The 13,232-nt window shown below is 32.7% G+C and carries 7 protein-coding genes; all 7 read left to right on the forward strand.

The features are described 5' to 3' along the window. Positions 1-10: 10 nt before the first annotated feature. Positions 11-3,055 (forward strand): SusC/RagA family TonB-linked outer membrane protein, encoded by a 3,045-nt coding sequence (locus ACSV4D_RS08170; protein ID WP_439227821.1) that lies wholly within the window; start codon positions 11-13, stop codon positions 3,053-3,055. Positions 3,056-3,067: 12 nt separating this feature from the next. Continuing rightward, the gene (locus tag ACSV4D_RS08175; protein WP_439227822.1) at positions 3,068-4,744 is read left to right on the forward strand and encodes a RagB/SusD family nutrient uptake outer membrane protein; all 1,677 of its coding nucleotides are present in this window, start codon (positions 3,068-3,070) and stop codon (positions 4,742-4,744) included. Between the two features lie 31 nt (positions 4,745-4,775). Next, positions 4,776-5,804 (forward strand): DUF5627 domain-containing protein, encoded by a 1,029-nt coding sequence (locus ACSV4D_RS08180; RefSeq protein ID WP_439227823.1) that lies wholly within the window; start codon positions 4,776-4,778, stop codon positions 5,802-5,804. Between the two features lie 152 nt (positions 5,805-5,956). Further along, complete coding sequence (locus ACSV4D_RS08185) at positions 5,957-8,914, forward strand: DUF5060 domain-containing protein (protein ID WP_439227824.1); 2,958 nt, start codon at positions 5,957-5,959, stop codon at positions 8,912-8,914. A gap of 4 nt (positions 8,915-8,918) precedes the next feature. Then, positions 8,919-9,764 carry a 3-keto-disaccharide hydrolase gene (locus ACSV4D_RS08190; RefSeq protein WP_439227825.1) on the forward strand — a complete coding sequence of 282 codons (846 nt, stop codon included), beginning with the start codon at positions 8,919-8,921 and terminating at the stop codon, positions 9,762-9,764. A gap of 21 nt (positions 9,765-9,785) precedes the next feature. After that, positions 9,786-11,594, forward strand: coding sequence for a sugar-binding domain-containing protein (locus ACSV4D_RS08195; protein WP_439227826.1), 1,809 nt, complete (start codon positions 9,786-9,788; stop codon positions 11,592-11,594). 5 nt (positions 11,595-11,599) lie between these two features. Beyond that, positions 11,600-13,117 carry a sulfatase gene (locus ACSV4D_RS08200; protein ID WP_439227827.1) on the forward strand — a complete coding sequence of 506 codons (1,518 nt, stop codon included), beginning with the start codon at positions 11,600-11,602 and terminating at the stop codon, positions 13,115-13,117. Positions 13,118-13,232: the final 115 nt, after the last annotated feature.

Raw genomic sequence — 13,232 nt, forward strand, 5'->3', positions numbered from 1 at the left:
AATAAACACGATGATAAAAGAGTTATATAAAAAACTGATTTTTTTCTTTACATTTTTTGTGATATTATCAATCAATGCACAGGAAGGAGATAGTTATATTTTAAAAGGAAAAGTAACTGATGAATTCAATGCCCCTTTATCAGGAGCATTAGTTACTGCAGGAAAAGAAGGAAAAACGTATTCAGATCAAAAAGGTGAATTTCAAATTTCTATATCTAAAGCAACTAGTGTTAAAGTTGCTAAAGATGATTTTGAATCACAAGAAATCACTATTTCTGAAATGAATAATACGATTTCAGTAAGTTTAATCCATACAAAGTTATTTTTACAAGAAACTGATAAAATTAATTTACCTTTTGGTAAATTAGAAAAAGGTAGGATAGTAGGTTCTGTAAGTAATATTAACATTGAGGAGCATTTAAGTAAAGACCAAAGAATTGGTGTAGGAAGTGCTATTACAGGCAAAGTAGGTGGTGTTTTTAATAATGCAAATGTTTTGGGTTTTGGTTCAGCGGTTTACATTGTTGATGGTATTCCGAGATCTATTGACTTCGTTAATTTAACAGAGATTGAGGATATTACCGTTTTAAAAGACCCTGTATCAAGAGTTTTGTATGGATCTGCTGCTGATAAAGGAGTTATTTTAATTACTACTAAAAGAGGAAAAGTAGAAAAAAAGAACCTAACTGTAAGAGCTGATTATGGTATTCAAACTGCTGTAGCAAAACCTAAATATTTGAATGCAGCTGATTATATGGAAGTTTATAATCAGGCTAATTTGAATGACGGAAAAGCTATAAAATATTCAGATACCAAAATAGCAGATACTAGAAATGGTGTGAATCCAATGTTCAATCCTGATGTAGATTACTACAGCAGCACTTTCTTAAGAAATAATGTTAATTACTTAGATGTTAACATGGAGGCTTCTGGAGGGACAAGTAAAGTACAATACATGCTTACTGCAGGATTGTCTAATAATCAAGGATGGTTGAAATTAGGTAGTGAGAATGAAAGGACTGATCGTTTTAATATTAGAGCTAACACTAATTATAGTTTATCTTCAAAACTTAAAATGAATTTAGATGCAGTAAGTGTTTTTAAAATTTATAATTCACCAGATGTTTTTGATTTAACTAATGGAGTTGTTACAAGTGACTTTTGGACTAAGGCACAAACTAATTTACCAAATTCATATCCATTGTTAATCCCTATCTCAAGTATATCAGATCCAGCTTCTTATCTAGGTGCTGATTTGATTGATGGTCAATATCTATTAGGAGGAACAAATGAATTTACTAGGAATATTTATGGTGATTTGACAAGGAGAGGAAATAAAACTATTACCGATAGATATTTTCAAATTAATTCAGGTTTAGATTGGGATTTAAGTTTTTTAACTAAAGGATTGACATTCAAAACCAATCTAACTTTTGATTTTTTCAACACTTCTGTTGAAAATCAAAATAAATCGTATGCAGTATATCAGCCTGTAATGGTGGGAAATGATGTTTCAGTTGTTAAAATTGGTGCAGATGTACCTTCTAATGAAAAAAGTGTAAATGCAGCTGAAGCCTATTTTACTCGTAGATTAGGTTTTTATTCTACATTAAATTATAAAAGAGATTTTGGTATACATTCATTGGATGTAACGGCATTGTCTTATTTAAGCCAATTTATTGTTCCTAATGTTTTTCAAAGTGAAAAAAGTTTAAATTACGGTATTCGTGCCAATTATATGTTAGCTAATAAGTATGTGCTTGATTTCTCAGGAGCAGTAATTGGTTCTAGTAAAATGGCGCCAGGAAATAGATTTGGTTTTTCACCTACCGCAGGATTGGGATGGATTATTAGTAATGAAGATTTTTTTCATAAAAACGGAGCAACAGATTTCTTAGAATTAAGAGGAACTGTTGGATTACTTAAAAATGACAATTGGAATGATTATTTTTTATATGATACATCTTTTAGTAGAGGCAATTATTTTAATTATTCAAATACTTCAGGTAATTCAGCGATTAGAAATCAAGAATTAAATTATAATAATGTAGGTGCAAATATCGATTGGCAAAAACGTTTAGAGTTTAATATAGGATTTGAAGGTTTGTTTTTTAATAAATCATTATATGCTGATGCAAGTTTTTTTCATTCAAAAAGTTATGACTTGATTACAGCTCTTAATAATTCAACTCCAGATTTGTTAGGATATACCATTACAGCTAATAATAATGCTTTTGTAGATAATGGTTTTGAATATACCATAAGATATAAAAAGGCAATTACTAAGGATGTAAAAATAGATGTAGGTTACAATACTATATTTTCAAATTCTAAAGTAAGTAAAATGGATGAGCCAATTTATGGACCTAATGCACAGACAAGAGTGCGTACAGGTAATGCAAGCGGTGCGATGTTTGGCTTGACAGCTAATGGATTATATGGCGTTTCTGATTTTAATACAGACGGAACATTAGTAACAGGTTTGCCTAAAGTTAGTTACGGTAATGTACAACCAGGTGATGTTAAATACATTGATATCAACAATGACGGTATAATTGATGATAATGATCAATCAATAATAGGTAATAATAGACCAGATATGCAATACAGTTTAGATCTAAATGTGTCTTATAAAAATTTCGATTTTTATGTTTTGGGTGTTGGTCAAGTTGGACAAGATCAATATCGCAATAGTGCTTACTTCTGGACTTATGGTGATTTAAAATATTCTGAAACAGCGCTTCAAGCTTATGGGCCTAATAATCAGGATGTGAATGCAACAATGCCACGTCTTTCATCTACTAAGAATAATAATAATTATAGAAATTCTACTTATTGGTTGTATAAGAATAATTTTTTCACAATTCCAACTTTGCAATTGTCATACAACATAAAAGGAAAAGAAAAAGGAATGTTTAATAGTGTTAAATTATTTGTAAAAGGAAATAATTTAATCGTTTTGAATAAAAATAAAGATATTGAAAATCTACGTTTTGGTGTAGGCTCAAGTCCAATAACGAAAGGAGTATCAATAGGTGTACTTACATCATTTTAAAAAATAATAGATATGAAAAAATATAATAAAATATTAATTACAGCAACTGCTTTTTTAGGTTTATTTGTAGTTTCTTGTGAGAGTTATTTAGAGCCAGAACCAGAAAATCGTATAACTTTAGAAGATGCGATTGATTATCCTGTATTTGCAGAGGGATGGTTGTTGAAAGCTTACAATGGAATGCCTACAAATTATAATTTCAGTATTGATGTTGCAAGTGATGATGCTGGTACCAATGATCTTTCTTCTAATATTAACATTATGAATAGAGGAGGATGGACATCCGCTCAGAACCCTTTAACTATCTGGTCAAAAGCATATGAAATGAATTTGTATTTGAATACTTTTTTAGAACATGCAGATAAAGTTGTTTGGTTTCCTTCTGATGTAACTAAAAATGAAGTTTTTAAAAAACGTATTATAGCTGAGGCATATGGTTTGAGAGCTTATTGGAATTTTCAATTATTAAAAAATCATGCTGGAATCGGGGCTGATGGGAGGTATTTAGGTTTTCCAATAGTTGATCGAGTAATAAAGCCTGATGAAGTTAATAAATTGCCAAGAAATACTTTCAAAGAATGCGTTGATTTTATCGTAGCGGATTGTGATAAAGCTATTGCTGATTTACCTTCACGCTGGGAAACAGCAGGAAGTGATCCTATAATGGGTTCTAGAAATTTAAATAGAATTAGTGGTTTAGCTGCAAGGAATTTAAAATCATCAGTAGCACTTCTAGCTGCTAGCCCATCTTATAGTGCTTCAGGTTCACTAACTTGGCAAGATGCAGCTGATTATGCAGCTGATGTTATTATTGCAAATGGTGGAGTTAATTTATTAGCAAGTGATGTAACTTATTATGAAAATTACCAGTCTAAAGAAATTTTCTGGTCGTCTACAAGGATAACGAATAAATCAACATGGGAAAAGGATAATTTTCCTCCATCATTATTTGGTAATGGAAGAACAAATCCATCGCAAAATTTTGTTGATTCATTTGGAATGGCTGATGGTAAACCCATTGCTGGTAATCCTAGTTTTAATCCAAATAATCCTTATAGCCAAAGAGATCCTAGGTTAGCAAAATATGTGATTTATAATAATCTAACTTTTGGTACACAAGCTATTAAAACACATGAAGGTTCAGGTATTGATGGAATAGGTAGCGTAGCGACATCAACGGTTTCGGGATATTATCTTAAAAAGTTCTTGAATCCAAATGCTAAGTTAAATCCTGCAGGTGTAATTACAGGTGCAGATCACTTTTATACTTATTCTCGTTTTACTGAGGCTTTGCTGAATTTTGCAGAAGCAGCGAATGAAGTTGGAGGGCCTGATTATAATGTTAAGGGGTTTACTGCTAGAGGAATAATAAATGCTATTCGTACTAGATCTGGTATTAATACAACTTATACAGCAACACTTACTTCAAAGGATGCTATGCGTACTTTAATTAGAAATGAAAGAAGGATTGAACTTTCTTTTGAAGGATTTAGATTTTGGGATTTAAGACGATGGGGATTAATTGATGTAATGAAAGAGGATTTAAAAGGGATAAGAATTTCTACTGACCAAACAACTTATACTATTTTTTCGGTAAACCCACGAAGTTATCAAGATTTTCAAATCTATGGCCCCATTCCATTGGGAGAAACTCAAAAATATGATTTAATCCAAAATAAGGGATGGTAGTTTTAAACACAATATAATAAATTAAAAAGTTATGAAAATAAAGATAATATACCTATTTGCATTAGTTTTTTTTGCTTTTGGTTGCGAAAGTGGTGAAAATGAATTTGCAGATTTTGATACTCAAACAGTGTATTTCCCAATTCAATACCCCGTAAGAACTATTTCACTTCAGGAAGATAGTAGGGTAGATAATTCTATTGATTTACAAAAGTCATTTAGTATTGGAGTAGCTGTTGGTGGATTAAGGTCTAATAGTATGGATAGAAAAGTTACAATTGCGTTGGCTCCTGAATTAGCTCAAAATGTATCAGTTGGAGGTACGCCATTAGTATTGATGCCAAGTAATTACTATACCTTGGCTTCTAATGAAATTACAATTCCAGCAGGAAGTCTTTCAGGTACTGTAAAAGTTCAGCTAACAGACGCTTTTTTTAATGATCCATTAGCTGTTAAAACTACTTATGTAATTCCTATTGTTATTGTTTCTTCGAATACTACCGAAATTCTAAAAGGTATTCCAGCTGAAGGAGTTACGAATCCTGATAGAAGAGTTTCTTCAAATTGGGAGGCTGGTTTTACACCCAAAGATTTTACATTATTTGCAGTGAAATTCATTAATAAATATCATGGGAAATACTTACACAAAGGTAAGGATGATACTTTGGATACTAATGGAGCAGTTGTTAGTTCAGATATTTACAATACAAAGTATTTAGAAGACAATATTTTAACAGATTTATTTACTGGAGGTTTAGCTAAATCAACAATGAGTAGGATTGGTAAAAGTAATGCTGCAACAAGTAAAATGGATTTAACTTTTGGTGCTAATGGTTCCATCACTGTTTCAACTTCATCAGGAGGTTTAACAGTATCTGGTACTGGAAAGTTTATTGCTCGTAATGAACAAGGAGCTTTAACTTGGGGTGGTGAAACTAGAAAAACAATTGTATTAGACTATACTTATGTTGCTGGATCGGTAAATCATCGTGTAAAGGACACCTTAGTATTTAGAAATGATGAATTGAAATTCGAAGATTTTATCCCTACATTAAATCCGTAGATTTCATTTTATATTTTGTGTTAGATTAAAACCATATTACAAGAGTAATATGGTTTTTTTATGTAAATGAGCAAAAAGAATGTACATATTCACTTCTATGAATTAGTTTTTTAAGGCTAATTTTAACTATCAAATATATTAATATTCATAATATGAAAGTTTTCTACTCTTTTAAATGGGTCACATTAGTATTTTATTTTCTGTCAAATAGCTTTGATTTATTTTCTCAAAATAAAATCAATGATAATTTTTCTCAAGAAAAAAATGGTCTAGTTCTGGTGGAAGCCGAAAGTTTTAACTCCCAGAAGAATTTCTCACTGAGAAAATGGCATTTAATTAAAAATTCAAAAGATGTTAATAGTGATAATGCACCTCATATTCAATCGGCTAGCGGAAATGCATATATCAAAATTTTACCAGATACGCGAACCAATCATAGCGAAAAATTAATTCCTGATGAAAATTTTTCAGATAAACCAGGAGCTATGGCTGTGGTTGCTTATAAAGTTAATTTTCAAAAAACAGGTAGGTATTATGTTTGGGCAAAAGTTTATAGCACAGGATCTGAGGATAATGGAGTACATGTAGGTGTTGACGGAACTTGGCCTGAATCAGGGAAAAGAATGCAATGGTGTGAAGGTAAAAACTCTTGGTTTTGGGAAAGTAAACTACGTACACAAAAAGAACATTGTGGTGTTCCATTCCAGATATATTTAGATATAGATAAGCCTGGAATTCACGAAATTCAATTTAGTATGCGAGAGGATGGTTTTGAAATGGACCAATGGTTAATGACTACGGATAAAAACTACAATCCGCGTTTAGACTCTAAACTGAATCCAAAAGTTACTACTGTTGGTAATGAAAATTTTATTAATAATGTGAAGAATCACGCATCTGATATTGAAATTATTCCTGCTTTGGATTTCAACATTGAGTCCAATACTTTTTATAAAAACAACTATTGGTTAGCGATTAACCCAGATAAAAATAAAGAAGCGCAAGCCTCAACCGTTTTTAAAGGAAAGTCAGGTTTGTATGATCTTGTGTTTTTTGGAGTTGGTGAGAACGATGGCAGTTCTAGGTACAGCATTTTTATTAATGATTATGAACAAGGAACCTACATAGCTCCGTTAAGTACAAATAATATGGAAGAAGGTGCGGTTTATGCCAAATCGTTTTCGGATGTGCAATTGAATACCAATGATAAAATTGTTATTAAAGCTCAAATAGGGAGCAAAGATGGAAAGGAGTTTAGCAGAGCAAGATGGAGTGGTATTGCAATCACTGCCATTGGTCAAGGAGATAATTTACTTCAAAAGATGCAAGGAGAAGCAGCATCCAATACTGTAGTAACACCATCTGGTGAATTCAAAAAATGGCATAAAATAACCTTTACTTTTGATGGGCCTTCCACTTCTGAGGATGATACTTTTAATCCGTTTTTTAATTATCGTTTTAATGTAACCTTCACGCACGTGGCAACAGGAAAAAAATATGTGGTACCAGGTTATTTTGCAGCTGATGGCAATGCAGGTGAAACATCAGCGGTTAGTGGGAATAAATGGAGAGTTCATTTTGCCCCAGATGAAATTGGTGAATGGAAATACAGTGTTGATTTCAGAAAAGGAAAATGGGTTTCGGTTAGTGATCGTGTGAAGCCTGGAGATAGTGCTGGTTTTATGGATGGGGCAACTGGAACATTTTCTATTAGCAAAAGCGATAAGACAGGAGCCGATTTTAGAGGTAAAGGAAGATTAGAATATGTAGGAGAACGTTATTTAAAATTTGCTGAAACAGGTGAATACTTTTTCAAAGTGGGTTCTGATGCGCCTGAAAATTTTCTTTCCTATGCTGATTTTGATGGTACATTTCATAATGACGGTCATAAAGACAATTTAGTTAAAACTTGGAGCGCTCATTTAAAAGATTGGAAGTCTGGTGATCCTACATGGAAAAATGGAAAAGGAAAAGCAATGATTGGAGCTATAAACTATTTAGCTTCAAAAGGATTAAACTCTTTTTCATTTTTGACCAATAATATCGTAGGAGATGACCAGAATGTTTTTCCTTATGTAGATTATGACCATTGGGATCGCTTTGATGTTTCTAAATTAGATCAATGGGAAGTAGTTTTTGAGCATGCAGATAAGCTAGGTTTGTTTATGCACTTCAAAACCTTAGAAATGGAAAACCAAGGATTATTGGATAATGGTGGAGTAGGAGCAAAAAGTAAATTGTATTACCGTGAATTGATTGCACGTTTTGGACATCATCTTGCGATGAATTGGAATATGGGAGAAGAAAATGGAGATTGGGTAAAAAATCATCCTACACCACCACAGTTTAAAGAGGAAAGGTTGGCTATGGCTGAATATTTTTATGGGCATGATCCTTATCATCACCATGTTGTGATCCATAATGGAATTAAATTCGATGATATATTAGGTAAAGAAAGTAAATATACAGGTCCTTCTATTCAGACTGAAAAAGTAGATTTTAGTGAAATTCACAAAGAAGTATTGCATTGGATCCAAGCTTCGAAGAAAGCGGGAAAACAATGGGCTGTCGCAGTTGATGAGCCTGGTGATGCTCAGCACGCCTTAGTACCCGATGTGGATGATAAAGACCATGATGTAGCAAGAAGAAATGGCTTGTGGGGAACTTTCATGGCTGGAGGCTGGGGAACCGAATGGTATTTTGGTTATAAACATGAACATTCTGATTTAACCTGTGAAGACTACCGTTCCAGAGATTTATTTTGGGATCAAGGAAGCATTGCTTTGACATTTATAAAAGAGAATAAAATTCCTTTTTGGTTAATGGAAAATAGAAATGATTTAGTAGGCAATGCTGAAAATAAAAATACAGTTTACTGTATGGCTCAAGAAAATCAAAATTATTTGGTGTATTTAAATTCAGTTGAAAAGGCATCGATTGATTTAACAAACGCATCTGGTGATTTTAGTGTTTCTTGGTTTAACCCTAAAAAAGGAGGTAAACTCCAACAAACTAATATTAAAAAAATTAAAGGAGGGACTAGTGTTGACCTAGGCTTGTCTCCAGATAAAAATCAATTAGATTGGTTAGTATTAATTACAAAAAAATAATATTATGAAATTTTTAAAATTAAAGGTTATAGCTCTTTTGTGCGTATGTTCACTTATAAATGCACAAAAAAAACAGACTGCGTTAAAAGTAGGTGCCGTTGATAAGCAGGGATATACCAATTTGTACAATGGGCACGATATGGATAATTGGAATATCATGTGTCGTGATAAACAAGAAGGTTTAGCAGCTCGTGTTTTTACAGCTGGAGAAAATGGTGAGATGCATGTATTCAAAAATTTTCCAGATGAATATGGCTTTATAGAAAACAAATCGGGTACACATTGTATGTTTTTTACTAATGAATCTTATAGTCGTTATAGTTTCAAATTTGAATACAAATGGGGAACAAAGCGTTACAATAATTTCAGTCAATTTCAGTATGATGCGGGACTTTATTTTCATGTTTTTGATGTAGCTATATGGCCAAAGGGGATTGAATATCAAGTGCGTTATGACCATACAAAAAATGAAAATCATACTGGTGATATTTGGAATTCAGGTGCTGATTTTGATTGGACTTCTGCCGCAAATGAAGATTCAAAATCAAGAACCTATTTGTCTCCAAAAGAGGGGGGAATACCACAAGAACACAAACAGGGCGAACATAAAGCATATAAAAACGCCCCTTTTCATGCACTTGATGGTCAATGGAATCAGTGTGAAGTAATTGTAATGGGAAATAAATATGCCATTTATAAATTGAATGGTAAAGTAGTTAATGTCATTACTAATTTGAGTCATTCAGAGGGATCAATTGGGTTACAGGCTGAAACGGCTGAGGTTTTTTACAGAAACATTAAAATAAAAGAATTTAAAAACGACATTCCGATGGATGTTTTTTTGAAATAATCTAAAATTCAATTAATAAAAATGAAGAATATTTTTGTTGTATTATCTGTATTGTGTTTTGCTGTTTTGAATGCACAAGATGCTAAAACGGTTAAGGGAACTCATGTGAAGGATAAAATGCCAATGCTTACTCCATGGGCAAAAGATTTGGATATAAAAAATCCCCTTCCTGAATATCCTAGACCTATAATGACCAGAGAAAAATGGCTTAATCTTAATGGAGTTTGGGAGTTTGGAGAAACTAAAGAAGGAACTGGAATTCCTAAAAAGCTAAATGAAAAAATTGTAGTCCCTTTTCCATGGGAATCTAATTTATCTGGGATTCAAAGACAATTAAAATCTCAAAGAGCTTGGTATAAACGTTCATTTATAATACCAAATGATTGGAAATCAAATGATGTTTTGTTGCATTTTGGAGCGGTGGATTTTCAAGCTAAAGTATTTGTAAACGATAAGTTTGTAGGGATACATAAAGGCGGTTACGATTCTTTTTCATTTGATATTACACCTTATTTGACTCTATCTAAAAATGAATTAGCCGTAGAAGTTTTTGATCCAGGTAGTGATGCTGCTATTGCTTATGGCAAACAATCTAATGATAAATTTGATAATCCACAACGTTATGCTTACACTCCTTCATCAGGTATTTGGCAAACGGTTTGGTTGGAGCCAGTCCCAAAACAACATATCAGTCATTTTACGATTACTCCAAATATTGACGAATCATTAATTGATGTTACTGTCAATGCTAAAAGTAGTGGTAATCAAAAAATAGAAGTAATCGTAAAGGATGGGAATACAGTGATAGGTAAAAGCACAGGAGAGTTGAATAATAATTTTCAAGTAAAAATACCCAATCCTAAATTATGGTCACCCGATAACCCTTTTTTATATGATGTAGTGATACAATTAAAAGAGGATACTAAAATCTTAGATGAAGTAACATCCTATACGGGAATGCGAAAAATAGCGGTTGAAACAGTGGGGAATTTGAAAAAAATTATGCTGAATAATACATTTTTATTTCAAATGGGACCTTTGGATCAAGGGTATTGGCCAGATGGGATTTATACAGCACCCACTGATGAAGCACTCAAATGGGATATCTCCAACATAAAAGATTGGGGTTTTAATATGATTCGAAAACATATTAAAATTGAGCCACAACGTTGGTATTATTGGGCGGATAAATTAGGAGTTTTAGTATGGCAAGATATGCCCAGTACTTTCAAAAAACGTACAGAAGAGGAAAAAACGCAGTTTGAAACTGAATTGACTCAGATGGTACGAAACAATGCTAATCATCCCTCGATTATTGTATGGGTGGTATTTAATGAGCATTGGGGTATATATGATGTGGAGCGTTTGACCAATTACACGATGGGATTAGATCCTTCTCGACTGGTTATTGGCAATAGCGGAATTGATGCTGGTAAGCCACATATTGATTATGAAGTAGGGCATATAAAAGATAATCATTCATATAGACCTCCTTCTGTACCTTTTGCTTCCAATAAACGAGCAGTAGTAAATGGGGAATATGGTGCTATTGGTTATAATGTCCCTGGACATATTTGGGATTTAGATGGTCCTTGGGTACATTATAATTATTCAGGAAAAGAAGATGCAACAACAGAATATGAGAAGTTTATTAAAATGATTGTCGATGATTTTCAAAAACAAGGATTGAGTGCTTCTGTTTATACACAGTGGACAGATGTTGAAAATGAAATGAACGGTTTATTTACCTACGACCGAAAAGTTGAAAAATTAGATAAAGAAAGAGTCAAAAAGGCTAATGAGTCAACTTATAAAACAAATAACAAATAATAATGATGAGACTAATAACATATATATTATTCAGCTTTTTTATAATACAAACCACAGGATTTACCCAAAACGGCTCTATTAAAAATAAACCCAATGTGGTAATGATTTTGGTGGATGACCTAAAACCTCTACTAGGAGCTTATGGTGATCCATTGGTTGTGAGTCCCAATATTGATAAACTAGCCAATAGGGGGATGCGATTTGATTTGGCCTATGCTAACCAAGCCGTATGTGCTCCTTCACGTTATAATTTGATGCTGGGTTCACGTTCAACAAGTACGGGGATTTATTCTTTTGGAAAGGGATTTAGAGGTTTATATCCAAATGCAGTTACTTTACCACAATATTTTAAAAATGCGGGTTATCACTCTGAATCGATGGGAAAAGTTTATCATATTGGTCATGGTGATATTGGAGATGATCAGTCTTGGAGTGTTCTTCATCACGAAGATAAAGTAATTGAATATGTTGTACCTAGTAGTACCGATAGAGCCTTGACAAGAGAAGAAGTTTTTTTTAATAATACTAGAATGTATGTGAAAAATGTTTCTTCGGTAAATGATTTGCCTAGGGGCGCAGCATGGGAAAGTCCAGATGTACTAGACGATGCCTATGCCGACGGGAGAACTGCAACACATGCTATAGATAGAATTAGAAAACTGCATTCATCTCCAGATAAACCTTTTTTTATGGCCATTGGTTTTGCTCGACCGCATCTTCCTTTTTCAGTTCCAAAAAAATATTGGGATTTATACAATCCCGAAAAACTACCAATGCCTGAATTTGAAGGTATTCCTGTAGATGCTCCCAATTTTTCGGTGAAAAGAAAAGGTGAAATTGAGAATTTTAAACCAATACCAACAAATGGGGAATTATTTGATAATGAACTTAAAACAAAATTAATTCATGGATACTATGCCAGTGTTAGTTATATGGATGCTCAAGTAGGTAGAGTAATTGATGAATTAGAAAGATTAAAAATGTTAGATAATACTATTATTGTGTTATGGGGAGATCATGGTTGGCATCTAGGTGATCACGGTTCATGGACAAAACATTCTAATTTTGAACAAGCAGTTAGAATTCCTTTGATTTTTTCAGGTCCAGGCATACCTAAAAACAGTTTTACTAATCAATTAGCAGAAACCGTAGATATTTATCCAACTCTGGTTGATTTAGCTGGCTTACCAAAACCAAAAGTACCGCAACCATTTGATGGTTTAAGTTTAACTACTGTTTTTAAAAATACTAAGGCAAGAATTAGAAATCATGCCTATCACTCCTATCCTCGAAATAGAGGTAAAGAAAAATTTATAGGTCAAGCCATACGTAGTGAACGTTATCGCATGGTACAATGGACAAATATAAATGATGTAAAAGCTGAAAAGATTTATGAACTATATGATTATGTAGAAGATCCTTTAGAGACCAAAAATTACGCTGCTTTAAAACCTGATGTTTTAAAAGAAATGATTGACATTGTTAATACACATCCAAAACCCAATACTCAATTTTTAAAATAATTTTCAACTCTCATGAAATTTAAAATAGAATTAATCTGTCTCTTTTTAATAACTATAAATTTAAAATCAATAATCAATTTGTTGAAATTGAAGAATAGGCGAAAGAACATAAGTC

Origin of the sequence: Flavobacterium sp. ARAG 55.4 (assembly GCF_051846875.1) — a bacterium.
Taxonomy (GTDB): domain Bacteria; phylum Bacteroidota; class Bacteroidia; order Flavobacteriales; family Flavobacteriaceae; genus Flavobacterium; species Flavobacterium plantiphilum.

Excerpts from the sequence above, each read along its gene's own strand:
- ACSV4D_RS08190 (WP_439227825.1), top strand. The coding sequence starts at position 8,919 with ATGAAATTTTTAAAATTAAAGGTTATAGCTCTTTTGTGCGTATGTTCA.
- ACSV4D_RS08180 (WP_439227823.1), top strand. The coding sequence starts at position 4,776 with ATGAAAATAAAGATAATATACCTATTTGCATTAGTTTTTTTTGCTTTT.
- ACSV4D_RS08170 (WP_439227821.1), top strand. The coding sequence starts at position 11 with ATGATAAAAGAGTTATATAAAAAACTGATTTTTTTCTTTACATTTTTT.
- ACSV4D_RS08195 (WP_439227826.1), top strand. The coding sequence starts at position 9,786 with ATGAAGAATATTTTTGTTGTATTATCTGTATTGTGTTTTGCTGTTTTG.
- ACSV4D_RS08200 (WP_439227827.1), top strand. The coding sequence starts at position 11,600 with ATGAGACTAATAACATATATATTATTCAGCTTTTTTATAATACAAACC.
- ACSV4D_RS08185 (WP_439227824.1), top strand. The coding sequence starts at position 5,957 with ATGAAAGTTTTCTACTCTTTTAAATGGGTCACATTAGTATTTTATTTT.
- ACSV4D_RS08175 (WP_439227822.1), top strand. The coding sequence starts at position 3,068 with ATGAAAAAATATAATAAAATATTAATTACAGCAACTGCTTTTTTAGGT.